The sequence below is a fragment of the Bacillus sp. B2-WWTP-C-10-Post-4 genome (assembly GCF_009183805.1).
GTDB lineage: Bacteria > Bacillota > Bacilli > Bacillales > Bacillaceae_G > Bacillus_A > Bacillus_A cereus.
In genome coordinates this window covers 112,685-136,264 of the sequence record NZ_WEII01000003.1, presented here as the reverse complement: position 1 = coordinate 136,264, position 23,580 = coordinate 112,685, and the positions used below count along the sequence as shown (strand labels likewise).

Below are 23,580 nucleotides of genomic sequence, written 5' to 3'. Positions count from 1 at the left end.
TGCTAGTCTTTTTTAAATATTCGAAATTTACATAGAAGAATATAAAAAAGTATGGTATAACAGTAAGAAAATGAAAAAGAGGGGAAAAGACGATGATTCGAGTAGGATATTTAGGACCAGAAGCAACATTTACAAATATGGCGGTGAGTCGTTTTTTTCCGGAAGCAGAGCATGTACCATATCGAACGATTCCAGATTGTATAGATGCAGCTGCAAATGAAAATGTAGACTTCGCAGTTGTACCGTTAGAAAATGCAATAGAAGGTTCAGTGAATATAACGGTTGATTACCTTGTACATGAGCAGCCGCTTTCCATTGTAGGAGAAATTACAGTACCAATTCAGCAGCATTTACTTGTACATCCGGAGTATGCAGAAGTGTGGGATGAAGTATATGCAGTGCATTCTCATCCGCATGCCATTGCACAGTGCCATAAATTTTTAAATGAAGAATTAAAAGGAGTAACTGTTCGAGATATGACATCTACAAGTGCTGCTGCGCAATATGTGAAAGAACATCCTGAAGAGAAAATTGCCGCTATTGCAAATGAAGCGGCTGCAGAAAAATACGGATTAACAATTGTGAGACGTAGTATTCATACGCATAAAAATAATCACACGCGTTTCTTGGTACTCCATAAGAAAAAGAAAGCAGTACTCCCGAATAACGGAGAGAATCGCGGAGAGAAAACGACGCTTATGATAACGTTACCTGCAGATTATGCAGGTGCCCTATATCAAGTGTTATCAGCTTTCGCATGGAGAAAATTAAACTTATCAAAAATCGAATCGCGTCCGATGAAAACAGGTCTTGGAAATTACTTTTTCTTAATCGATGTTGATAAAGCATACGATGACGTATTATTGCCAGGCGTAACGATGGAACTTAAAGCACTCGGTTTTTCTGTTACTGTGCTGGGGAGTTATTCTTCTTATTGGTTGTAGAGGGGAGCTGTTGTTAAAGTTGTTTGAAATGAAAAGCTGTTTCTCGGTTTGAGGTAGAGTAAGCTATCGATTCTATTGAAGTAAGTGATTAATTAAGCTAGCAAAATAAAGAAGCCGTCCTAAAAGATATTTAGGACGGCTTCTGTTAGGAATAGATAACTCTTTTGTCGGGTTTTTAGTACGCATCATTACAACTATTATAATAATAGGATTCATCATTGTTCGAATTACTGCAGCAAATACAATTCGTTTGTTGTATTAATAGATTGAGTGTAGATGGAGCTACAGTATCTGAGAAAGTAATACTCTCAACATCTTCTACTAAAAATGTTTTAATATCTCCTGGTGTTAAGGTAAATGTAAGTGGAGAGCGATGGTTTAATCTTGCGATTGTTAATCTAATCGTTGTTGCAAATGCAGGACTGAAACTAAATTTAATAAGTGTTTTATTATGATTTTTAGTGAAGTTTTCAAATACAGTTCGAGGAATTCCAGTTGTTATATCAAGATCTTGAGGGGTATTTCCCGTACCGAAAATAGTATAGTTCTGTATAAAACAGTTATTAGAATCTGAATTTGAAGAATTACATGGACGATCATTTTTCTTATAATATTTTTTTCCATTTTTTAAGAAGTAATCCGCCATAATTAATCACTCCCTTCACATATAAGAATTAAAGGTTGTCCATATATAATATGAAATATATTTTTATATGTTTGGACGTGAAGGAAGAGAAAATAAAAAGAGTCCATCTGGTATGATGGACTCAATACTGTTTTACCTGGTGTGATTCTTTATTTTAACTTCGCAAGACGATCTTCTAACTGACCACGCCAAATATCAGCTAGTTCTGGAACGGCAAGAATTTTTTCAATACCATCTTTATCTTTTCTATTATGAAAATAAATTTCGTTAGAGAACAAGACAGAAACATTGCTCGGTTGACGTTCTAGTAATGTAATTTTAGAATCTTTACGTACAGTACCTTCTTGAAGAACGCGGCATAGGTAGCCTGTAAATCCAGTTGCTACAATGCGTGGCAGTATGCCAGGGATGCCAAGACGTTTTGAAATTGTGCTACAAGGTACTCTTGCTTGTGTCACTTGAATGATTGTTTCACCTAGTTGATATGTATCTCCGATGCAAACATCACGCTCTAACATATTTGTTACGGTAATGTTTTCGCCAAATGTGGAAGCTGGAAGCGTAGTTTGAAATTCCTCTTCCCATAGTGCGTAATGCTCGTGTGGGTACACACAAACAGCACGATCAGGACCGCCGTGATGTTTTAAATCCGCTACGTCATCACCACGAAATCCGTCTTTTGAGAGAAAGGCCTCTTCTGTAGGGTCTTTACATATACCTGTTATCATTTCTTTATCTTCGCCATATTTCATTTGTTTCGGTTTGCCAATGCTAAAGTGAACGAGTTCAATTCCCATATTTGATCTCCTTTACGATTGATTACAATATTATAGCATTAAAAAAGCACAGAGAATGATAAAAACTCTGTGCCTTACATTAATAAACGAGAAATCCTGCTTTATCTAACGCCTCACAAGCAGCATCTAACTTTTCTTTAGAATCTGCCTCAATTGTATGTAAGTGAATACCATCTGTTAGTTGTGAAAGATAGGAAGCATTTGTGTTTTCGATTTTTTGTAAATATTGCTCTACATCAAAGCGATTGCTTACCATGATGGATGCTGTTAAGTCACCGTATACAGGATGCTCAACTTTTACATCTTTAATCGTAACGCCATGGTCAACAAGCATTGTAAGTTCTTGACGTACTTCTGCTGGTTTGTGCTGGCATACGATTACGCGTTCAAAAGCTTGTTGTTTCTCTTGTGGTTTTAAATATAAATAGCCTTGGGCAGTCGCAATAATTGGTTCGTTTCGTGCTTTAAGCAAGGAAATATCTTGCACGATAACTTGTCTACTTACGTTTGTCTTCTTCGATAGTTCATTCCCAGATAACGGCTCATTTGCAGCGAGAAGCCACTGAAGGATAAGCTGTCGTCTTTCTTCGCCTAAAATCTTTTTTTGGTCATTTTGTTTCATTATGATTTAACACCTCTATAAAATTGATTTCCAATTGTGTGTAGTGCATGAATAGTAGTATCAATTTGATCTTTCGTTGTTTGTTGTCCGAAAGAGAAGCGGACATATTGTTTGGCCTCTTCATACGTTTTTCCAATTGCAAGCATAGTTTTCGAAGGTTCTTGTTTACCGACTTGGCAAGCACTTCCGGTGGAAATAGCGATACCATGGCGATTACATTCTAGCATAGTATATTGACCTTCTATTCCTTTTATTGTAACCCCAACAATATGTGGTAAACAAGAAGTAGAATGACCTTCTACTTCAATTTCTAGCGGAAGTGTTTGTATTTGCCCTAAAAAGTAGGAGCGTAACTCTTTAAAACGTAAACTTTCTTCCCATTGAGTTTTTAATATATTTTCAGCAGCTGTTAAAAAAGATGCGATGCCGGGAACGTTCACTGTACCTGGGCGAAATCCTTTTTCGTGAGAAGTTCCCGGAAATACTTGCTCCCAGCGAGATTGCGGATTTATGTAGCAAGCGCCGACACCTTTTGGTCCGTATATTTTATGTGCTGAAACAGAAAGACTATCAATGCCCATCTCAAAAACATGGATAGGCAGTTTACCAAACGTTTGCACACAATCTGTATGAAATAAAACATTATATTTTTTTAAAAGTGCCCCGATTTCTGTAATGTTTTGAACGGTTCCGATTTCAGAGTTTCCATGCTGTATACTTGCTAGCACAGTATCTTCTGTAATAGCTGCCTCTAAATCTACTAAACAAAGGAGTCCGCTTTTATCAACAGGAATTTCAGTGATCGTATAGCCTTTTGATTTTAGAGATTGAAAATAACTTCGAATGGATGCATGTTCCATAGGTGTCGTAATAATATGCTTCTTAGTTCGGGCATTTAGAAGTGATTGAATCGCAAGATAGTTTGATTCCGATCCGCCACTTGTGAAAAATACTCCTTGTTCTTTTCCTCCAATCATTTCCGCAAATGTTTTTCGGCAAACTTGTAATAAAGAAGCAGCTGTTCCTCCAATATCATGTAAACTTTGTTCATTTCCGAAGTATTGCGACGCTGCTTTCATATATGTTTGTAACGCTTCCTCGCTCATAGGTGTAGTAGCTGCATAGTCAAGATATATCATCATGTAAGTTCCTCTCTCTAGTAAGAGTTACAGTTCTTTTACTTTTTAAATGGTAGTGAAAATAAGAATTATAAAAAAACTCTTGTCATTATTTTAAAACTATGTAAATATAGGTGTCAAGACAGTTGAAAAGTGTAAAGTAGGAGGCAACAATTATGCCAAGTGCAGATGTCTTAATTATTGGAAGTGGTGTTGCGGCACTTCGTGTTGCAAAAGAGATTTGTCACGAAAAGAATGTGATTATTATCACAAAGGAGACGAAACGTAATAATAATACACATTTAGCTCAAGGTGGAATTGCCGCAGCGGTAGCTACATATGACAATCCTAATGATCATTTTGAAGATACATTAGTAGCAGGGTGTCATTATAACAATGAAGAAGTGGTCCGTTATTTAGTCGAGGAGGGACCGAAAGAAATTAATAACCTTATTGAAAGAGGAATGAAATTTGATGGAGATGAAACAGGTCCTCATCTTGGAAAAGAAGGAGCGCATCGAAAACGTCGTATTTTACATGCAGGTGGCGATGCAACAGGAAAGAATTTATTAGAGCATCTTATTCAAGAAGTAGCTCCATACGTTACGGTAGTGGAACAGGAAATGGTGCTCGATTTTATTATAGAAAAAGATAAATGTGTTGGGGCTTTAACTCGCAACAATAAAGGAGAATTGAAACGTTACAATGCAGATTGTACGGTGTTAGCTTCAGGCGGTATTGGCGGTTTATACGCCTTTACTTCTAATGATGAGACGATTACAGGCGATGGACTTGCAATGGTGTACCGTGCAGGCGGAGAGCTTGTAGATTTAGAGTTTATACAATTTCATCCGACGATGTTATACGCGGGTGGGCGTTGTTCCGGCCTCGTGTCCGAAGCTGTTCGCGGAGAAGGAGCTGTCCTTATAAATGGAAAAGGGCAGCGTTTTATGATGGATATACATTCCGAACAGGATCTAGCACCTCGTGATGTAGTCGCACGGGCTATTCATGAACAGCTACTTGCGGGTGAAAAAGTGTACTTAAACATCGAAATGATTCAAAACTTTGAACAACGCTTTCCGACCGTGTCATCGATATGTAAAACAAATGGAGTCGATATAAATAAAAAACTTATTCCAGTCGTGCCTGGTACTCATTTTCACATGGGCGGCGTGAAAACGAACTGTGATGGAGAGACGTCTATTCCGAACTTATACGCAGTCGGTGAAGTAGCTTGTAACGGAGTTCATGGTGCAAATAGATTAGCGAGTAATTCATTATTAGAAGGTCTTGTGTTTGGAAAAAGAATCGGACGACACATTTTATCTAGAGAGACAAAAGAAAAGGTGAACATGCTAGCTGAAAAGGAAGAAAAGTTTATCGTTCTGAATCATTTACCGACGAAAGAAGAAATACAAAAATGCATGATGAAATATGTTGGGATTGTGCGAACAGAGCAAAGTTTATCTTATGCGAAGAGATGGTTTAGTAAGTATGGTGTTCGAAATATGATATTACAACATGATGTTCTTACGAATGAAGAGATAACGCTTATTAATATGTTAACGGTTTGTGAGCTTATAGTTGTGTCAGCCTTGCAAAGAGAAGAAAGTATTGGCGGGCATTACCGGAGTGATTATCCAGATAGAAATATAGGAAAGAAAGAGATTGTTCGAGTAAAGAGAAAACTACAACTTGTGTGATGAGGGGAAGAGGGGCTTTATGAACACGATAAAAGTTAAAGAAGCATTAAACCGATTTTTTTTAGAAGATATAGGAGAAAGAGATGTAACATCTCAGCTTATTTTTCCAGATAACTTGCTTTCGAAAGGAACGTTTCTTGCGAAGGATACAGGGGTCTTTGCAGGATGTTTAGTAATTGAATCAGGATTTAAATTAATTGATGAGAGAATTGAAATAGAGCTTCATAAAAAAGATGGGGATCTTGTAGAAAAAGGAGAAATTATTGCAACAGTGCAAGGTCCAATCGCATCGTTATTAACAGCAGAGCGCGTTATATTAAACGTTATTCAGCGTATGAGTGGAATAGCGACGATGACGCGTAAAGCGGTTCTTGCTTTAGATAGTAGTCATACTCGCATTTGTGATACGCGAAAAACGATGCCAGGACTACGTATGTTTGATAAGTATGCAGTCGTGTGCGGCGGTGGATTTAATCATCGCTTCGGTTTATATGATGGTGTCATGATTAAAGACAATCATATTGCTTTTGCTGGTTCTATTACAAAAGCTGTTACATCAGTAAAAGAAAAGTTAGGACATATGGTGAAGGTAGAAGTGGAAACAGAAACTGAGGAACAGGTGAGAGAGGCTGTCGCTGCTGGTGCGGATATTATTATGTTCGATAATCGTACGCCAGATGAAATCCGGGAGTTTTCAAAGATTGTACCAAGTGCTATCGTTACGGAAGCTTCAGGGGGCATCACAATTGAAGATTTATCGAAATACGGAAAAACAGGGGTAGATTATATTTCACTTGGAGCGTTAACACATTCAGTGAAAGCACTTGATATTAGTTTCAATATTGAAGAGTAAGGAAAGTGGCTTAGAGGGGGAGAAACGTATATGAGTATTTTAGAAAAAGTACAGCCGATTGAAACGATGTTACCAGAGCGTTATTACACAATGTCAACGGAAGATATGGAAAAGCGTGTTCGTGAAATTAAAGAGAAAATGGGGAAAATGTTATTCATTCCAGGGCATCATTATCAAAAAGATGAAGTGGTACAATTTTCAGATGCAGCAGGGGATTCACTTCAACTTGCGCAAGTTGCAGCGAGCAATAAAGACGCAAAATATATTGTGTTTTGCGGGGTGCACTTTATGGCGGAAACAGCAGATATGTTAACTACAGATGATCAAGTTGTCATCTTACCAGATATGCGTGCAGGTTGTTCGATGGCGGATATGGCAGATATTGAACAAACAGAAAGAGCATGGAAAGAGCTCACGAAATTATTTGGAGATACGATGATTCCGTTAACATATGTGAACTCTACAGCTGCAATTAAAGCGTTTTGTGGTCGTAACGGAGGAGCAACAGTAACTTCTTCTAATGCAAAGCAAATGGTATCTTGGGCGTTTACTCAAAAAGAACGTCTCGTCTTTTTACCAGACCAACATTTAGGGAGAAATACAGCGCACGATTTAGGTATCCCGTTAGATAAAATGGCAGTATGGGACCCACACACAGATTCATTAGAGTACGATGGGGATATAGAAGAAATTCAAGTGATTTTATGGAAAGGACATTGTTCTGTTCATCAAAATTTTACAATGAAGAATATTGAGAGTGTACGAAAAAATCATCCGGATATGAATATTATTGTACATCCAGAATGTTGCTATGAAGTTGTAGCTGCTTCAGATTATGCAGGCTCAACGAAATATATTATTGATATGATTGAATCAGCGCCATCTGGTAGCAAATGGGCGATTGGTACAGAAATGAATTTAGTAAATCGAATTATTAAGCAACATCCAGATAAAGAAATTGTTTCGCTTAATCCATTTATGTGTCCGTGCTTAACGATGAATCGAATTGATCTGCCTCACTTATTATGGACACTTGAAACGATAGAAAGAGGAGAAGAAATTAACGTTATTAGCGTAGACAAACAAGTAACGGCAGAAGCAGTTCTTGCATTAAATCGTATGTTAGAGCGTGTGTAAAGCAACGGTATTCCCGTTGCTTTTTTTCATACATATAATCATAACGAGAACGAAATGGGCATACATTGTTTTGAAGAAATCATTGTGGTTCTTTATGCTTATTCCACTTCGAATGATATTGAAAATCGAAGAAGTGATAAAAGTGAAAAGAAGTTAATGTTATTTAGAAAGAGTTACTTCAAGAGATTTGTTACTTATAGATAAGTTATACAGGAGGGGGAAAATTTGAAAATTCATATCGTGCAAAAAGGGGATACCCTTTGGAAAATTGCGAAAAAGTACGGAGTGGATTTTGACACGTTGAAAAAAACAAATACACAACTTAGTAATCCAGATTTAATCATGCCAGGTATGAAAATTAAAGTGCCATCAAAGAGTGTTCACATGAAACAACAGGCTGGAGCAGGTTCAGCGCCTCCAAAGCAATACGTAAAAGAAGTGCAGCAAAAAGAATTTGCAGCAACACCAACTCCGCTTGGAATAGAAGATGAGGAAGAAGTTACGTATCAATCAGCACCAATTACACAGCAGCCAGCTATGCAACAAACACAAAAAGAAGTGCAAGTAAAACCGCAGAAAGAGATGCAAGTAAAGCCACAAAAAGAAGTACAGGTGAAACCACAGAAGGAGATGCAGGTAAAGCCGCAAAAAGAAGTACAGGTGAAACCGCAAAAAGAGGTGCAAAAAGAACAGCCAATTCAAAAAGAAAAACCGTCTGTTATTCAAAAACCACCTGTGATAGAAAAACAAAAACCGGCGGAAAAAGAAAACACGAAGTTTTCGGTAAATGTATTACCGCAGCCGCCACAACCACCAATAAAACCGAAAAAAGAATATAAAATTTCAGATGTAATAAAAAAAGGAAGCGAGTTAATTGCTCCTCAAATTAGTAAAATGAAACCTAACAATATCATTTCTTCGCAAACGAAAAAAAATAATATAATATCGCCGCAAGTGAAAAAAGAAAATGTAGGGAATATAGTGTCGCCGCAAGTGAAAAAAGAAAATGTAGGAAATATAGTGTCGCCGCAAGTGAAGAAAGAGAATGTAGGGAATATAGTGTCACCACAAGTGAAAAAAGAAAATGTAGGAAATATAGTGTCGCCGCAAGTGAAAAAAGAAAATGTAGGAAATATAGTGTCGCCGCAAGTGAAAAAAGAAAATGTAGGGAATATAGTGTCACCACAAGTGAAGAAAGAGAATGTAGGAAATATAGTGTCACCACAAGTGAAGAAAGAGAATGTAGGAAATATAGTATCGCCAAATGTATCGAAAGAAAATGTAGTTATTCCACAAGTCATACCGCCAAATATTCAAATGCCAAATATAATGCCGATCATGGATAACAACCAACCACCGAATATAATGCCAATTATGGATAACAATCAAATGCCGAATATGATGCCAATTATGGATAACAATCAACCACCGAATATGATGCCAATCATGGATAACAATCAAATGCCGAATATGATGCCAATTATGGATAATAACCAAATGCCGAATATGATGCCAATCATGGATAACAATCAAATGCCGAATATGATGCCAATTATGGATAACAATCAACCACCGAATATGATGCCAATCATGGATAACAATCAAATGCCGAATATGATGCCAATTATGGATAACAATCAAATGCCGAATATAATGCCAATTATGGATAATAACCAAATGCCGAATATGATGCCAATCATGGATAACAATCAAATGCCGAATATGATGCCAATTATGGATAACAATCAAATGCCGAATATGATGCCGATTATGGATAACAATCAACCACCAAATATGATGCCCTATCAAATGCCCATGATGCCGCCGAATCCGTATTATCAACAACCAAATCCATATCAAATGCCATATCAGCAAGGAGCGCCGTTTGGACCGCAACATACGTCTATGCCAAACCCGAATATGATGCCAATGGATAATAACATGCCGCCGCTTGTGCAGGGTGAGGAAGATTGTGGATGCGGAGGAGAAAGTAGACTATATAGTCCACAACCAGGCGGCCCGCAATATGCGAATCCTTTATATTATCAACCAACTCAGTCTGCATATGCACCACAGCCAGGAACGATGTATTATCAACCAGATCCACCAAATGTATTTGGAGAGCCCGTTTCAGAAGAAGAGGACGAAGAAGAAGTTTAAAAAGGCGGGAGTATTCCCGCCTTTTTTGCATTCCTGTTAATTAAGAAAAGGCAGTTTTTTTATGAAGTGCTAGAAAATTCCCAGTGAAATATTAACAGTGTAAAAACCTTCTCTGTTACTCATCATAAGAGGGAGCTTTTCAGTAGAGAAGCTCATTCTAACAGAGGGGGTTTTTGTATTGAATACGAAAGTAAAAGTGATTGCTGCTTCTTTGTTAGTTACTAGTGCATTAGCTGCATGTGGTACACCAAAAAACAATGCAATGGATGGACGTAACTACAATTACGAGCGTACATCTTATAATGATACACACCAGTATCGTGATAATGTGACGCGTAATGATCGTTATACAGATTATGTAACATATAGAAATGGTCGTAACGATACAGGATACAATTATTACCGTGATGTAAATTACAATGGACAAATTGCTAATCCGCATCCAACTCGTAATATTACAATGAACAATTCATACATTAACAATGATGGTAAAACAGCTGAAAGAATAACAAATCGTGTGAAACGTATGAATAACGTAGACCGTGTGTCTACAGTTGTATATGGAAACGATGTAGCGATTGCGGTAAAACCACGTAACACAGTGACAAATGAAACGGCGATGGCGAACGAAATTCGTCAAGCTGTTGCAAATGAAGTTGGAAACAGAAACGTATATGTTTCTGTAAGAAATGATATGTTTAATCGTGTCGATGCAATGAGTACGCGTCTACGTAACGGTACAGTTACAAACGATTTTAATCGTGATATAGGAAATATGTTCAGAGACATTCGTTACGGTTTAACTGGTACAGTGCGATAGCAAAACAAAAGAGGAAGGGGGAGCCCTTCCTCTTTATTCATCTTCGTCTTGTAAACGACGTTTTTTAATGAAATAACTAACGGAATAAGAACCTAAAAAGCATATGAAGAGAATACCACCTGTTAAAATAGCTTCAAATAGGGGGTTTTCTGGACTGAAAATGATATAAATAATAGCCATAACGATTCCTACAATAAGAGAGCGTAAAACAATTTTGTAATAAGGAGTTAATTTTATCTCCTTTTCACTTTCTTCTACATCAATTGAAACACTTAACTGTAAATAACTAAGGATCATACTCGTAAGAATAAATACTAGCCATAATGGAGATTTCGTAATTTAATCTATTCCTTCAGTGAATCCGATATAGCCTAAAATACCGATTATACCAAGTGATTGAAAAAGAAAAGCAATACGTACGTTTTTTAACGTTTGCAGAATGAGACGTTCATCCTTTATTTTTTTCACACTACCCATCTCCTGTTTATTATAATTTCGCTGTTACATTAATTGTAACATATATATTACATTTATCAATTTATAATTTACATATAATTTGTTTAGATGAAAGAGGAAATAAAATATTTTTATAAACATGTTGCACTTATACTTTATTAATGTTATATTAGCAAAGCGATGAGCTAATTTACGTAAGACGAGAGATATGCTTAAGTGCTAAACACGCGAATGTGGTCGCCTGGTCTCTCGCCGTAAACGCATCAAGACGCCTGCTTTGCAGGCGTCTTTCATTTTATATAAAAGTAAATAATACATGCAGATGAGGTGAATCCTTATCTGCATTTTTTATATTTTCGAAAGAAATGTAATATGGATAAAACCCCCATTTCCGGAAAAACTACTAATGAAAGTATGATCTTGCCTAAAAGAGGTGAACGGAAATGAAATGGATACTGATTGCGATGCAAGCTTTCGTTATGATGTTTTGTTTCGTTTATGAAACGAATGTGAAGGCGGAAGGGCCAGTACCAGAAGTAACGAAAAAAGAACCTGAGGTTACAATTTTATTAGAGCGTATGTATGTTGATGGCGAAGTAAGCGAAGAAATACTTACAGAAAAAGTGACGGATTTAGAAAAGTTTTTACAGCAGTATAAAGAATGGCAGCTCGTTGATCGTGATGATGTACAAATTGTATTGCAAAAGAAAGTTGATGATATTTCTCCGTTATTGAAAACGAGCGGGTATTTTGGTGTTTCAGAGGAAGGGATATTACAAATTTTCAAAGGTGTTCCAAAAAATGATAATGCGATCCATTCTTTCTTTCAAATTGATATGAAAAAGCTTGAGAGCTATGAACGTGCGAAATTGAAACGTGGCATTCGTATTAAATCAAAAGAAGGTTTTGTGAAGACGATTGAAAAAATGAAGCAATACGCAGTTCAAAGTAAGAAAAAAAGCAGCTCATGGTGAGCTGCTTTTTTTCTTATTTATTTTTAGCTAAAATTTCTTTTGCGATTTCATCAATTAGCATATCTTTTCCGATTGGATTGAATGCTTTCGTATTGAAGACTTCATTTGATACTTCATATACGTGATTGTTCTTAACTGCTTTATTGTCTTTCCAAACAGCACTGTTTTTGTAGTCTTCGTAAACTTTATCAGCTTCGCCGCCGAAGTTTACAATAAACATTTGATCAGGCTGGAATGCAACAAGACCTTCTAGCGATACTTGCGCCATCGTTTGTTTTAAATCTGTGCCTTTTGTTGCTGGAAGTTTTAAGTCGTTAAAGATGATGTCACCGTATCCGAAGCTACCGTATACGCGGAAGTTTTGTGGTGTAACTGCGACGAACATAAAGTTCTCATCTTTTGTTTTCTCTTTAATTTTTTTAGATAAAGAGTCTGCTTTTTTATCGTAGTCTGCAATCCATTTGTCTGCTTTCTTTTCTTCGTCAAATAGTTTACCTACTTCTTTAAACTTACCGCGCCAGTCTTCTAAGTTTGTTTCTAGAACAACTGTAGGTGCAACCTTTTCTAGTTGATCATAAATTTTTAATTGACGGTTGTTTAAAATAATTAAGTCTGGTTTTAAAGCAGTAACAGCTTCTAAATCAACTTTAGGTGCCCAGTACCAACCTACTGCTTTTACTCCATCTAACTTGTCTGTTAAGTGATTTTGGATTTTATCTTTATATGTATTTGCTGTACCAACAGGTTTATGTCCAAGAAGTAATAGTTCTTCTGTTGATCCAGATAAGTCAACAATTCTCTTTGGATTTACTGGAATTGTAGCTTCACCTTTAGCATGTTTTACAACTTTTGTTTTCGGTTGTTCTTTTGCTTTCGATTCTTCTTTTTGAGAAGAACAGCCAACGATAGAAAGAACAACAAGCATAATAGTAAATAAAATAAATAGCTTACGTTTCATCCTGATGTAACCCCTTTAATTAGTATTGATAATCATTATCGACTTCTGTATATTAAGGTGCTTTAACCTTTCTGTCAATGGAAAATAACAGAAGTTTCAAGTGGAGAACATTTGTTGGGGCAGTCTCGCTTTTCTATCATTAAATATGTTAAAATGGAATACATGATTTAAGAGGGAGAGATCGTATTTTGTTTGAATATGTTACAGGTTACGTGGAGTATGTAGGGCCGGAATATGTCGTAATTGATCATAATGGAATTGGTTATCAAATTTTCACACCAAATCCGTATGTATTTCAAAGAAGTAAGCAAGAAATCCGTGTCTATACATATCATTATGTGAGAGAAGATATTATGGCACTTTACGGTTTTAAAACACGTGAAGAGCGTTTATTATTTACAAAGTTGTTAGGCGTGTCTGGCATTGGGCCAAAAGGCGCTCTTGCAATTTTAGCTTCTGGTCAAACAGGACAGGTCGTTCAAGCGATTGAGCATGAAGATGAGAAGTTTTTAGTGAAATTCCCAGGCGTCGGAAAGAAAACAGCACGCCAAATGATTTTAGATTTAAAAGGAAAACTAGCAGATGTCGTACCAGATGCATTTGTTGATTTATTCTCAGACACAGAACGTTTTGATGAGAATAAAGGTTCATCAGCTGAGCTTGATGAGGCACTGGAAGCTCTGCGCGCACTTGGATACGCAGAACGCGAAGTTTCTCGTGTTGTACCAGAGTTATTAAAAGAAGCATTAACGACGGATCAGTATATTAAAAAGGCACTTAGTCTTTTACTAAATGGTAAGAGGTGAGTATAATGGACGAACGTCTCCTTTCAGGGGAATCTGCATATGAAGATGCGGATTTAGAATATTCATTACGGCCACAGACGCTCCGTCAGTATATTGGCCAAGATAAAGCGAAACATAATTTAGAAGTATTTATTGAAGCGGCGAAAATGCGTGAAGAAACGTTAGATCACGTGCTTTTATATGGACCACCAGGTCTTGGTAAAACGACGCTTGCGAATATTATTGCCAATGAGATGGGCGTTAATGTTAGAACAACTTCAGGTCCCGCAATTGAAAGACCAGGAGATTTAGCTGCTGTATTAACAGCGCTTCAGCCAGGTGATGTATTATTTATTGATGAAATTCATCGTTTGCATAGATCAATTGAAGAAGTATTGTATCCTGCGATGGAAGACTTTTGCCTTGATATTGTAATTGGAAAAGGGCCTTCAGCACGTTCTGTACGCCTAGATTTACCGCCATTTACATTAGTTGGAGCAACAACACGTGCTGGAGCATTATCGGCACCGCTTCGTGACCGCTTCGGTGTACTTTCAAGGTTAGAGTACTACACAGTAGATCAGCTTTCTGCGATTGTTGAACGTACAGCAGAAGTATTTGAAGTTGAAATCGATTCGTTAGCTGCATTAGAAATTGCAAGACGTGCTCGTGGTACACCTCGTATTGCGAATCGTCTTTTAAGACGTGTACGTGATTTTGCACAAGTTCGTGGTAATGGAACGGTTACGATGGAAATTACACAAATGGCATTAGAGCTACTGCAAGTAGATAAATTAGGTCTAGATCATATTGATCATAAATTACTGCTTGGTATTATTGAGAAATTCCGTGGCGGTCCAGTTGGATTAGAAACGGTTTCAGCAACAATTGGAGAAGAATCTCATACGATTGAAGATGTGTATGAGCCGTATTTATTACAAATTGGCTTTTTACAACGAACGCCGAGGGGCCGAATTGTAACGCCGCTTGCGTATGAACATTTCGGAATGGAGATACCAAAAGTATGACGGAGATGCCAAAGCTGCTTATTACAGCCGGGATCTTACTCATCGTTGTTGGATTAGCTTGGAAGTTCATTGGAAGGCTTCCAGGCGATATTTTTGTGAAAAAAGGAAACGTTACCTTTTATTTTCCTATCATTACATGTATTGTGTTAAGTATTGTATTATCTTTTATTATGTATATAATAAATCGATTTAAATAAGAAATAGGTGGATATAGCTATGGATATAAATCTGTTTGATTTTCATTTACCAGAAGAACTTATTGCACAAGTCCCGTTAGAAGAGCGTGAAACATCAAGATTAATGGTGTTAGACCGTGAAACAGGTGATATTGAGCATAAACATTTTACGGATATTCTTTCTTACTTACATGAGGGGGATTGCTTAGTTTTAAATGAAACGAAAGTTATGCCTGCTCGTTTGCACGGTGTGAAAGAAGATACAGGCGCGCACATTGAAGTACTTCTTTTAAAACAAGAAGAAGGTGATAAGTGGGAAACGCTTGTAAAGCCAGCGAAACGTGTAAAAGAAGGAACTGTTATCTCTTTTGGCGAAGGGAAATTAAAAGCAACTTGCACAGGAACTGCAGATCAAGGTGGACGTCAGCTTGAATTTTCATATGACGGCATCTTCTATGAAATTTTAGATGAACTTGGGGAAATGCCACTTCCTCCATATATTAAAGAGACGCTAGAAGATCGCGATCGCTATCAAACAGTATATGCGAAAGAAATCGGTTCAGCAGCAGCGCCGACTGCGGGACTTCACTTTACAGAAGAGTTACTTGAGAAGTTAAAGCAAAAAGGCGTTCAGTTAGCATTCATTACACTTCACGTAGGACTTGGAACATTTAGACCAGTTTCTGCAGACACGATTGAAGAACACCATATGCACGCAGAATATTATCATATGTCTGAAGAGACAGCGGCATTATTAAATCGTGTGAAAGAGAATGGTGGACGTATTATTACTGTAGGTACGACATCAACTCGTACGTTAGAAACAATTGCAACAGATCATGAAGGTAAGCTTTGCGCCGCTTCTGGATGGACAGATATTTTCATGTATCCGGGATATGAATTTAAAGCAATTGATGGTTTAATTACAAACTTCCATTTACCGAAATCAACATTAATTATGCTTGTAAGTGCATTTGCAAATAGAGATAATGTACTTCATGCTTATAATGAAGCAGTAAAAGAAAAATATCGTTTCTTTAGCTTCGGTGATGCAATGTTCGTTGCATCTCACGCTAAAATGAGAAACAAATAAAAGGAGTAAGTTATGACAGCAATTCGTTATGAATTTATTAAGACATGTAAACAAACGGGTGCCCGTTTAGGTCGTGTGCATACGCCGCACGGTTCATTTGATACACCAACATTTATGCCAGTTGGTACACTTGCAACAGTTAAGACAATGTCACCAGAAGAATTAAAAGCAATGGATTCTGGCATTATTTTAAGTAATACGTATCATTTATGGCTACGTCCAGGTCATGAAATTATTCGTGAAGCAGGCGGTTTGCATAAATTTATGAACTGGGATCGTGCAATCTTAACAGACTCTGGTGGTTTCCAAGTATTCAGTTTAAGTGACTTCCGTCGTATTGAAGAGGAAGGCGTTCACTTCCGCAATCACTTAAATGGAGATAAATTATTCTTATCACCAGAAAAAGCGATGGAAATCCAAAATGCATTAGGTTCAGATATTATGATGGCATTTGATGAGTGTCCACCATTCCCAGCTACTTTTGAATATATGAAGAAATCTGTAGAGCGTACGAGCCGCTGGGCAGAACGTTGCTTAAGAGCGCATGAACGTCCGCAAGATCAAGGTTTATTCGGTATTGTACAGGGGGGAGAGTACGAAGAGCTTCGTCGTCAAAGTGCGAAAGATCTTGTTTCAATGGACTTCCCTGGTTACGCTGTAGGTGGTTTATCTGTAGGTGAACCGAAAGATATTATGAACCGTGTACTTGAGTTTACAACACCACTTCTTCCAGATAATAAGCCTCGTTACTTAATGGGTGTAGGTTCTCCTGACTCGTTAATCGATGGCGCAATTCGTGGTATTGATATGTTTGACTGCGTACTTCCAACTCGTATCGCTCGAAATGGTACATGTATGACAAGTGAAGGTCGCCTCGTTGTAAAAAATGCGAAATTCGCAAGAGACTTCGGTCCGCTTGATCCAAACTGTGATTGCTACACATGTAAAAACTACTCTCGTGCGTACATTCGTCACTTAATGAAATGTGATGAAACGTTCGGAATTCGTTTAACGTCTTATCACAACCTTCATTTTCTGTTAAACTTAATGGAGCAGGTGAGACAAGCTATTCGTGAAGACCGTCTTGGCGATTTCCGCGAAGAGTTCTTTGAACAGTATGGCTTTAATAAACCGAATGCTAAAAACTTCTAATACATAATTTAAAAGGAGGAACAAAAGATGAATGCAGGTATGATGAATATCGTTATGATCGTTGCGATGTTTGCGATTTTCTATTTCTTATTAATTCGCCCGCAACAAAAACGTCAAAAAGCAGTTGCTCAAATGCAAAGTGAGTTAGCAAAAGGTGATGCTATCGTAACAATCGGTGGTTTACACGGTACAATCGAATCAGTAGATGAGACGAAAATTGTTATTAAATCTGGTGGTTCACACTTAACGTTCGATCGCAATGCGATTCGTGAAGTTGTGAAAAACTAATTTGGAAGGCCCTGCATGAAATATGCAGGGCCTTTTTTAGTTACTTTGCTTTGACATATTTACACCGAAAATACCACCGAGTGTACTCGCCCCCATTAATGCTAATTGATAAAGTAATTGTGAGTTCGATAAAGTTTGAGAAAAGCCTAAATAGTTAACTAGAAAAACGAGTATAGTGAACGTGAGACCTGTTGTGAGACCTACTAGCCAACCTTTTCCTTGAGCCTTTTTGCCGGCAGTAAATCCAGACATAAGCATAGATAAAAGAGCGAGTATAAAAATAGTAACGGTTAATGTCCCTTCGTTTATATTCGTAAACTTTAATAAAAGAGCCATAATCATGCTAGTAATAGATGCGAGAATTAGTAGTGTAATAATACCGAAGCCAATTGCAGTTGATAATTTTTTCGTTCCATCCATTTATGCATTCCCCCTTTTTAATACAAGCATATTTTCCTTTTGTCTAAGTTAGACTAGTTTCTTTTTTATAGGGGAGTCTATACGTAAAAAAGGAGATGTAGAAATGGAATGGATATCAATAATTGGACGGACAATGCTTTTGTATATCATCATCTTAATTATTTTTCGTCTTATGGGTAAACGTGAGATAGGAGAGCTAAGTGTATTAGATTTAGTCGTATTTATTATGCTTGGAGAAATGGCTGTAGTGGCAATTGAAAATACCGATAAATCACTTTGGCATCAATTAGTTCCGATGACTTTTCTTATGTGCATCCAAATTATTTTGTCAGTCATTTCCCTAAAGTATCAACGCTTTCGGCATTTAATAGAAGGTGAGCCGGCTATTCTTGTAAACGCGGGAAAGATTGATGAAAAGAAGATGAGAAAGCAACGTTATAATATAGATGATTTAATGATGCAATTAAGGGAACAAGGAGTTGGAGATATTCGGGATGTAGAATATGCTATTTTGGAACCGTCTGGGAAGTTATCTGTCTTTCAAAAACAAAAAAATAAACAAGATACATTGCAGTTTACGCTTCCTCTTATTATTGATGGAGAAATTCAATCTAGTCATTTACAAATGATTGAACATACAGATGCATGGCTTATTGAGAAATTAAAAAACTTAGGTTATAACGATGTAACACAAATTTTATATTGTAGTTTTCAAAACGGAAAATTTTTTGTTGATTTAAAAGAAAATTAGAGACTTATTCTTTGAAAGAGTAAGAATGATTAGTGTAACTAATAATCAGTGGAGATTACCCCACTGATTAAAGTTTAACCTTATTTCAAAAATGAAAGTTTACGAATGATAGGGAGACGACTTAACTCTTCTTTTCGAATGAGTTTGAAAGTGAAGAGAAGTACGATATAAACAATTGTTGTTAAAGTGATTTCCCATAATGTTTGTATGCCAAGGGCATGAGAGAAAATAATATATTTATGAAGATAAAAACCGAAGGCGCCTGCGATACCGATGGCAAGTCCGCCGAAAATATAGTCTTTTGCGTAAATGGTAAATGTAATCTTTTTTAAAACAGTAGCGTAGTGAAGAAATGTTACTGTTACAATATTTGCAGCAATAGCGAGAGCAACCCCCATCATTTGAAATTCTGGCCTTGATGCTAGTACAAAAATAACGATTAATTTCACGATGGCACCAATAAATGTATTCATCATTGCAGCTCTTGCTAAGTTTAAAGCTTGCAAAACAGAGGTAAGTGGACTTTGGAAATAATGAAATAAAAAGCAAGGCGCAAGAAGTTGAATGAATGCTGTTGCGCTGTCTGATCCATACATAAGAGTTAAAACAGGAGAAGCGAATACGTATAATATAACGACAGACCATCCGCCGGTAATTAATGAAATTCGAAGTGCTTGTTGTAAACGGTGCTCCACTAATTTATGTTGTCTTTTTGCCATTGCTTCACTAATAGAAGGGACGAGCGCTGTAGAGAGAGCGTATGTAATAAAGGCGGGTAGTGATAGAAGCGGGAATGCATAACCGTTTAATATACCGTATTGCTGGGTTGCAACAGAAGCAGCGACACCAGCGATTGCTAAGCTTTGCATAACGACAATAGGTTCAAAAAAATATGAAACGGAGCCGATTAAACGACTTCCTGTAGTTGGAAGGGCAATATCCATCAGAGAATAAAATGTCCCTTTGCTTTCCTTTACAGTAGTGAAAAATCCAGAGCGTATTGATAAATGTTTTTCTCGCTGAAATAACGTGAGTAAAAATAATAACGATGCAACTTCACCGAGAACAGCTGATAACATAGCGCCGGCTGCAGCGTATTCTATGCCGTAAGGTAAAAATAATTGAATGCATATAGCGATAATGGTAATGCGGACGACTTGTTCTAGAACTTGCGCATAAGCGCTAGGTTTCATGTTTTGTTTCCCTTGAAAATAACCACGCAAAACAGAAGAAACAGCAATAACAGGAACAACGGGCAAAATGGCCATTAATGGATAGTACGTTCTTTCGTCGGTTAATAATGTTTTTGCTAAAATAGGTGTGAGGAACATAATTCCGATTGTTAAAATGATACTAATAACGGATGTAACAGCTAGTGATACGGTTAATATTTTTTTAACTCTTTGTTTATCGTTCATAGCTTCCGCTTCTGCTACAAATTTTGCGATTGCGACAGGAAGACCAATTTGTGTCAATGTAATTGCTAAAATGAATGTAGGAACGGCCATCATATAAAGACCAACGCCTTCTTCTCCCAAAATACGTGCCATTACTATGCGGTTGATAAAGCCGAGTATTTTTGTAATAAAGCCGGCTATCATTAAAATAAATGCGCCTTTTAAAAAGCTTTGTCTCGTCATGTTCTTCTCCTACCTTCTCAAAATCAATGGAATGATTTACAATAATTTATATGCACGTACGAGACAAGAATGACAAGCATTTAAGAGAGTGAAATATGATAGTGCTCTTGAAAGTAGTTATTGCTGTCCATTAGAGCGGGAATAAAAGCGACTTTTCGTGCGAAATAAGAAGGAGATGTTATAGATGTTAGATAGAGAGGCTTTGGTAGAATCATACCGCGGACAGTTACAAGTCGTTTTAGAAAGTAAAGTAGAAGAGTTTCAAATGTTCGGCTACGACAGAGTGACAGATGATGACATTTGGAAGTTTCTTAAAGTGAAAAAGTGGAAGAAGATAGACAGCGATGTTAGATTGTATGAATTAGTTAATGACGTATTAACAGTAAGTGCTAATGAATATATGACATATTTAACTGTTGAAGCATATCAAGCGCCACTTTGGTCATTTGATGAATATGAAAATAAATAACCGACTGCAATTGGTTTGTTCTTCCTTTTGCAGTATAATGATAGGTATTGATAATCAGGAAATAATTATGTCTAAGATCATATATAAAGGAGGTAGTGAAGAGAGAAAACAAATAATGAAAGTGCAGGTATCGTGAAAACGTACCGGCACAGCTAGTGATGAGCTAGCAAAATTATAGAAAGGAAGTCTACTAACTAGACGTATGCACACGTGTAAAAGTGAATCGTAAGAGATTTATTTAAAGTGTTAGTAGCGGAAAGAGGGTACATATGGCAAAGCGTGGTACGAGAATTGCCGCCTTTTTCCTCATCGTTTTATTAATCGGTGGAGTAATTGGTGCGGCAGGAAAAGACATAGCAAAAGGAATTAGTCTAGGACTAGACCTTCGCGGTGGTTTTGAAATTCTGTATGAAGTAAAACCAGCCAAAAAAGGTGACAAAATCGATCGAGACGTACTTGTAAGTACAGTAGGTGCTCTTGAGAATCGTGTCAATGTTCTCGGTGTAAGTGAGCCGAACATTCAAATCGAAGGGCAAGATCGAATTCGTGTACAGCTTGCTGGTGTACAAGATCAGCAAAAAGCACGTGAAATGTTATCAACACAAGCGAAATTAACATTCCGTGATGTAGATGATAATCTTCTTATGGACGGAACGGATTTAAAAGGCGGCGGAGCGAAGCAAACATTTGATGAGCAAGGCCGTGCGAGCGTAGGTCTTACACTAAAGAGCGCTGAAAAATTCCGTGAAGTAACTGAAAAAATTTCAAAAATGCCACCACCAACGAATTTAATGGTAATTTGGCTTGATTTTGAAGAAGGAAAAGATTCGTACAAAGCAGAATCTGCAAAACCGAATCCGAAGTTCTTATCAGCAGCAACAGTAAACCAAGTATTTAACCAAGCTGAAGTATCTATCGTAGGTGGAAACTTCACAGTTGAAAGTGCGAAACAACTTTCATCTTTATTAAATGCAGGTGCACTTCCTGTTGATTTAAAAGAAATGTATTCAACATCTGTTGGAGCGAAATTTGGTCAACAAGCGTTAGAGCAAACGATTTTCGCTAGTGCGATTGGTATCGCTCTTATTTTCTTATTTATGCTTGTATTCTACCGTTTACCAGGACTTGTAGCGGTTATTATGTTAGGTCTATACATTTTCGTTACGTTACTTGTCTTTAACTGGATGCATGCAGTTCTTACGCTGCCGGGTATTGCGGCGCTAGTGCTCGGGGTAGGTATCGCTGTTGATGCGAATATTATTACGTACGAGAGACTGAAAGAAGAGCTGAAAATTGGTAAGTCAATGATGTCAGCATTCCGTGCTGGTAACCATCGTTCATTAGCAACGATTTTAGATGCGAACATTACAACACTTGCAGCAGCTGGTGTGTTATTCGTTTACGGTAATAGTTCCGTAAAAGGGTTCGCAACAAGTTTAATCGTAAGTATTTTAGTCGGTTTCATTACGAACGTATTCGGTACTCGTTTCTTACTAAGTTTACTAGTAAAGAGCCGTTACTTCGATAAAAAACCAGGATACTTTGGTGTGAAGCAAAAGGATATTATTCCATTAACAAAAGGTGTAGTACATCCACCAACGAAATTTGATCGTATTAACTTCGTAAATGTCGGTCATAAATTCCTTATCTTCTCGATTGTAGTTGTAATTGCAGGTGCAATTATCTTGCCAATTTTCAAATTGAATCTTGGTATTGACTTTGCGAGTGGTACACGTATCGACTTGCAATCAAAACAAGCAGTTACTGTGTCTGATGTTCATAAAGATTTTAAAGAGTTGAACATTGATGTGAAGGAAGAAAATATTGTACCGACTGGAGATGACAATAAAGGATTCGCAGTTCGTACATTAGGTGTTCTATCAAAAGATGAAATTGCAAAAACAAAAACATTCTTCCACGATAAATATGGTACAGATCCAAACGTAAGTACAGTTTCACCAACAATCGGGAAAGAAATTGCACGAAATGCATTTATCGCAGTATTAATCGCTTCTGCGGTTATCATTTTATACGTAAGTATTCGATTCCGATTTACGTACGCATTATCTGCAGTACTTGCATTATTACATGACGCATTCGTTATGATTGTTATGTTTAGTATTTTCCAACTAGAGGTAGACTTAACGTTTATCGCTGCAGTACTAACAATCATCGGTTATTCTATTAATGACTCGATTGTTACATTTGATAGAAACCGTGAATTATACAAACAGAAAAAACGAGTGCGCGATATAAAAGATCTAGAAGAAATCGTAAATGCAAGTATTCGCCAAACGCTTGGTCGCTCGATTAACACCGTATTAACAGTGTTATTCCCAGTAATTGCACTGCTTATCTTCGGTAGTGAGTCACTACGTAACTTCTCGTTTGCGTTACTTGTTGGATTAATTGTAGGTACGTACTCTTCTGTTTTCGTTGCCTCTCAAATTTGGTTAATGCTTGAAAACCGTCGTTTGAAAAAGGGAAAAAACAAGAAGAAGGTTGAGAAAGTAGAATCTGAACCGCAAGTATAGAAAAGATGATGTCTCTTTATGAGGCATCTCTTTTTTCGTTTGTGGATACAATA

General features: G+C 37.2%; 22 protein-coding genes and 2 pseudogenes. 16 read left to right on the top strand and 8 right to left on the bottom strand.

The features are described from left to right. The first annotated feature begins 92 nt into the window (after nucleotides 1–92). Nucleotides 93–944, top strand: a complete 852-nt coding sequence (gene pheA, locus GBN78_RS03385) for a prephenate dehydratase (RefSeq protein ID WP_152126942.1) — start codon at nucleotides 93–95, stop codon at nucleotides 942–944. 175 nt (nucleotides 945–1,119) lie between these two features. Here the strand turns inward: pheA and GBN78_RS03380 are convergent, their stop codons facing one another. The 4 genes from GBN78_RS03380 to GBN78_RS03365 form a co-directional block, all read right to left on the bottom strand. Then, nucleotides 1,120–1,590, bottom strand: coding sequence for a hypothetical protein (locus GBN78_RS03380; RefSeq protein ID WP_000796370.1), 471 nt, complete (start codon nucleotides 1,588–1,590; stop codon nucleotides 1,120–1,122). A gap of 149 nt (nucleotides 1,591–1,739) precedes the next feature. Next, nucleotides 1,740–2,387 (bottom strand): MOSC domain-containing protein, encoded by a 648-nt coding sequence (locus GBN78_RS03375; RefSeq protein ID WP_000510668.1) that lies wholly within the window; start codon nucleotides 2,385–2,387, stop codon nucleotides 1,740–1,742. A gap of 79 nt (nucleotides 2,388–2,466) precedes the next feature. Next, nucleotides 2,467–3,009, bottom strand: coding sequence for a transcription repressor NadR (locus tag GBN78_RS03370; RefSeq protein WP_000812240.1), 543 nt, complete (start codon nucleotides 3,007–3,009; stop codon nucleotides 2,467–2,469). Then, complete coding sequence (locus GBN78_RS03365; RefSeq protein WP_000973759.1) at nucleotides 3,009–4,151, bottom strand: IscS subfamily cysteine desulfurase; 1,143 nt, start codon at nucleotides 4,149–4,151, stop codon at nucleotides 3,009–3,011. Before GBN78_RS03365 ends, GBN78_RS03370 begins: the two co-directional genes overlap by 1 nt. 152 nt (nucleotides 4,152–4,303) lie before the next feature. On the opposite strand from GBN78_RS03365, the gene nadB reads away from it, so the two are divergent. From nadB to GBN78_RS03340, 5 genes and pseudogenes are all read left to right on the top strand, one after another. After that, complete coding sequence (gene nadB, locus GBN78_RS03360) at nucleotides 4,304–5,833, top strand: L-aspartate oxidase (protein WP_001138536.1); 1,530 nt, start codon at nucleotides 4,304–4,306, stop codon at nucleotides 5,831–5,833. A 19-nt stretch (nucleotides 5,834–5,852) separates the two neighbouring features. Then, nucleotides 5,853–6,686, top strand: coding sequence for a carboxylating nicotinate-nucleotide diphosphorylase (nadC, locus tag GBN78_RS03355; protein WP_001092207.1), 834 nt, complete (start codon nucleotides 5,853–5,855; stop codon nucleotides 6,684–6,686). Between the two features lie 30 nt (nucleotides 6,687–6,716). Continuing rightward, nucleotides 6,717–7,823 (top strand): quinolinate synthase NadA, encoded by a 1,107-nt coding sequence (gene nadA, locus GBN78_RS03350; RefSeq protein WP_098203144.1) that lies wholly within the window; start codon nucleotides 6,717–6,719, stop codon nucleotides 7,821–7,823. A 225-nt stretch (nucleotides 7,824–8,048) separates the two neighbouring features. Continuing rightward, nucleotides 8,049–8,205 (top strand): annotated as a pseudogene (safA, locus tag GBN78_RS31090) (SafA/ExsA family spore coat assembly protein); the annotation flags it as partial. A gap of 1,956 nt (nucleotides 8,206–10,161) precedes the next feature. Beyond that, entirely contained in the window at nucleotides 10,162–10,803 is a 642-nt protein-coding gene (locus tag GBN78_RS03340) for a YhcN/YlaJ family sporulation lipoprotein (RefSeq protein WP_152126941.1), read from the top strand. 33 nt (nucleotides 10,804–10,836) lie between these two features. On the opposite strand, the pseudogene GBN78_RS03335 reads toward GBN78_RS03340, so the two are convergent. Continuing rightward, nucleotides 10,837–11,271 (bottom strand): annotated as a pseudogene (locus GBN78_RS03335) (branched-chain amino acid ABC transporter substrate-binding protein). Nucleotides 11,272–11,702: 431 nt separating this feature from the next. On the opposite strand from GBN78_RS03335, the gene GBN78_RS03330 reads away from it, so the two are divergent. Then, nucleotides 11,703–12,233 (top strand): BofC C-terminal domain-containing protein, encoded by a 531-nt coding sequence (locus GBN78_RS03330; protein WP_000871174.1) that lies wholly within the window; start codon nucleotides 11,703–11,705, stop codon nucleotides 12,231–12,233. A 13-nt stretch (nucleotides 12,234–12,246) separates the two neighbouring features. On the opposite strand, the gene GBN78_RS03325 is transcribed toward GBN78_RS03330, so the two are convergent. Then, complete coding sequence (locus tag GBN78_RS03325; protein ID WP_000823606.1) at nucleotides 12,247–13,191, bottom strand: iron-hydroxamate ABC transporter substrate-binding protein; 945 nt, start codon at nucleotides 13,189–13,191, stop codon at nucleotides 12,247–12,249. A 188-nt stretch (nucleotides 13,192–13,379) separates the two neighbouring features. On the opposite strand from GBN78_RS03325, the gene ruvA reads away from it, so the two are divergent. The 6 genes from ruvA to yajC are packed head-to-tail and all read left to right on the top strand — an operon-like array spanning nucleotide 13,380 to nucleotide 17,713. Further along, entirely contained in the window at nucleotides 13,380–13,997 is a 618-nt protein-coding gene (gene ruvA / locus GBN78_RS03320; protein WP_000464513.1) for a Holliday junction DNA helicase RuvA, read from the top strand. Nucleotides 13,998–14,002: 5 nt separating this feature from the next. Continuing rightward, the gene (ruvB, locus tag GBN78_RS03315) at nucleotides 14,003–15,004 is read left to right on the top strand and encodes a Holliday junction branch migration DNA helicase RuvB (protein WP_000344449.1); all 1,002 of its coding nucleotides are present in this window, start codon (nucleotides 14,003–14,005) and stop codon (nucleotides 15,002–15,004) included. Then, nucleotides 15,001–15,201 (top strand): DUF2905 domain-containing protein, encoded by a 201-nt coding sequence (locus tag GBN78_RS03310; RefSeq protein WP_000138162.1) that lies wholly within the window; start codon nucleotides 15,001–15,003, stop codon nucleotides 15,199–15,201. Before ruvB ends, GBN78_RS03310 begins: the two co-directional genes overlap by 4 nt. Before the next feature lie 19 nt (nucleotides 15,202–15,220). After that, the gene (queA, locus tag GBN78_RS03305) at nucleotides 15,221–16,273 is read left to right on the top strand and encodes a tRNA preQ1(34) S-adenosylmethionine ribosyltransferase-isomerase QueA (protein WP_000354034.1); all 1,053 of its coding nucleotides are present in this window, start codon (nucleotides 15,221–15,223) and stop codon (nucleotides 16,271–16,273) included. Between the two features lie 12 nt (nucleotides 16,274–16,285). Then, nucleotides 16,286–17,425 carry a tRNA guanosine(34) transglycosylase Tgt gene (gene tgt, locus GBN78_RS03300; protein WP_152126939.1) on the top strand — a complete coding sequence of 380 codons (1,140 nt, stop codon included), beginning with the start codon at nucleotides 16,286–16,288 and terminating at the stop codon, nucleotides 17,423–17,425. 27 nt (nucleotides 17,426–17,452) lie between these two features. Next, entirely contained in the window at nucleotides 17,453–17,713 is a 261-nt protein-coding gene (yajC, locus tag GBN78_RS03295) for a preprotein translocase subunit YajC (protein ID WP_000991115.1), read from the top strand. A gap of 36 nt (nucleotides 17,714–17,749) precedes the next feature. On the opposite strand, the gene GBN78_RS03290 is transcribed toward yajC, so the two are convergent. Continuing rightward, nucleotides 17,750–18,133: a TIGR04086 family membrane protein gene (locus GBN78_RS03290; RefSeq protein ID WP_000349131.1), complete on the bottom strand. Its 384-nt coding sequence runs from the start codon at nucleotides 18,131–18,133 to the stop codon at nucleotides 17,750–17,752. Nucleotides 18,134–18,236: 103 nt separating this feature from the next. Between GBN78_RS03290 and GBN78_RS03285 the strand changes: the two genes are divergently transcribed. Further along, nucleotides 18,237–18,884 (top strand): DUF421 domain-containing protein, encoded by a 648-nt coding sequence (locus GBN78_RS03285; protein ID WP_000454816.1) that lies wholly within the window; start codon nucleotides 18,237–18,239, stop codon nucleotides 18,882–18,884. An 80-nt stretch (nucleotides 18,885–18,964) separates the two neighbouring features. Here the strand turns inward: GBN78_RS03285 and spoVB are convergent, their stop codons facing one another. Next, nucleotides 18,965–20,524 carry a stage V sporulation protein B gene (gene spoVB / locus GBN78_RS03280; protein ID WP_128267117.1) on the bottom strand — a complete coding sequence of 520 codons (1,560 nt, stop codon included), beginning with the start codon at nucleotides 20,522–20,524 and terminating at the stop codon, nucleotides 18,965–18,967. A gap of 184 nt (nucleotides 20,525–20,708) precedes the next feature. Here spoVB and GBN78_RS03275 point away from each other — a divergent pair, with 184 nt between their 5' ends. Both GBN78_RS03275 and secDF read left to right on the top strand, forming a co-directional pair. Then, nucleotides 20,709–20,993 carry a post-transcriptional regulator gene (locus tag GBN78_RS03275; protein WP_000886978.1) on the top strand — a complete coding sequence of 95 codons (285 nt, stop codon included), beginning with the start codon at nucleotides 20,709–20,711 and terminating at the stop codon, nucleotides 20,991–20,993. A 269-nt stretch (nucleotides 20,994–21,262) separates the two neighbouring features. Then, on the top strand, nucleotides 21,263–23,527 hold the full coding sequence (gene secDF, locus GBN78_RS03270; protein ID WP_001119061.1) for a protein translocase subunit SecDF: 2,265 nt from the start codon (nucleotides 21,263–21,265) through the stop codon (nucleotides 23,525–23,527). The last annotated feature ends 53 nt before the right edge of the window (nucleotides 23,528–23,580 follow it).

What these genes read in the sequence shown, in the direction of transcription:
- pheA (WP_152126942.1), top strand. Translation starts at nt 93, where the DNA reads ATGATTCGAGTAGGATATTTAGGACCAGAAGCAACATTTACAAATATG.
- GBN78_RS03380 (WP_000796370.1), bottom strand. Translation starts at nt 1,590, where the DNA reads ATGGCGGATTACTTCTTAAAAAATGGAAAAAAATATTATAAGAAAAAT.
- GBN78_RS03375 (WP_000510668.1), bottom strand. Translation starts at nt 2,387, where the DNA reads ATGGGAATTGAACTCGTTCACTTTAGCATTGGCAAACCGAAACAAATG.
- GBN78_RS03370 (WP_000812240.1), bottom strand. Translation starts at nt 3,009, where the DNA reads ATGAAACAAAATGACCAAAAAAAGATTTTAGGCGAAGAAAGACGACAG.
- GBN78_RS03365 (WP_000973759.1), bottom strand. Translation starts at nt 4,151, where the DNA reads ATGATGATATATCTTGACTATGCAGCTACTACACCTATGAGCGAGGAA.
- nadB (WP_001138536.1), top strand. Translation starts at nt 4,304, where the DNA reads ATGCCAAGTGCAGATGTCTTAATTATTGGAAGTGGTGTTGCGGCACTT.
- nadC (WP_001092207.1), top strand. Translation starts at nt 5,853, where the DNA reads ATGAACACGATAAAAGTTAAAGAAGCATTAAACCGATTTTTTTTAGAA.
- nadA (WP_098203144.1), top strand. Translation starts at nt 6,717, where the DNA reads ATGAGTATTTTAGAAAAAGTACAGCCGATTGAAACGATGTTACCAGAG.
- GBN78_RS03330 (WP_000871174.1), top strand. Translation starts at nt 11,703, where the DNA reads ATGAAATGGATACTGATTGCGATGCAAGCTTTCGTTATGATGTTTTGT.
- GBN78_RS03325 (WP_000823606.1), bottom strand. Translation starts at nt 13,191, where the DNA reads ATGAAACGTAAGCTATTTATTTTATTTACTATTATGCTTGTTGTTCTT.
- ruvB (WP_000344449.1), top strand. Translation starts at nt 14,003, where the DNA reads ATGGACGAACGTCTCCTTTCAGGGGAATCTGCATATGAAGATGCGGAT.
- GBN78_RS03310 (WP_000138162.1), top strand. Translation starts at nt 15,001, where the DNA reads ATGACGGAGATGCCAAAGCTGCTTATTACAGCCGGGATCTTACTCATC.
- queA (WP_000354034.1), top strand. Translation starts at nt 15,221, where the DNA reads ATGGATATAAATCTGTTTGATTTTCATTTACCAGAAGAACTTATTGCA.
- tgt (WP_152126939.1), top strand. Translation starts at nt 16,286, where the DNA reads ATGACAGCAATTCGTTATGAATTTATTAAGACATGTAAACAAACGGGT.
- yajC (WP_000991115.1), top strand. Translation starts at nt 17,453, where the DNA reads ATGAATGCAGGTATGATGAATATCGTTATGATCGTTGCGATGTTTGCG.
- GBN78_RS03290 (WP_000349131.1), bottom strand. Translation starts at nt 18,133, where the DNA reads ATGGATGGAACGAAAAAATTATCAACTGCAATTGGCTTCGGTATTATT.
- GBN78_RS03285 (WP_000454816.1), top strand. Translation starts at nt 18,237, where the DNA reads ATGGAATGGATATCAATAATTGGACGGACAATGCTTTTGTATATCATC.
- spoVB (WP_128267117.1), bottom strand. Translation starts at nt 20,524, where the DNA reads ATGACGAGACAAAGCTTTTTAAAAGGCGCATTTATTTTAATGATAGCC.
- GBN78_RS03275 (WP_000886978.1), top strand. Translation starts at nt 20,709, where the DNA reads ATGTTAGATAGAGAGGCTTTGGTAGAATCATACCGCGGACAGTTACAA.
- secDF (WP_001119061.1), top strand. Translation starts at nt 21,263, where the DNA reads ATGGCAAAGCGTGGTACGAGAATTGCCGCCTTTTTCCTCATCGTTTTA.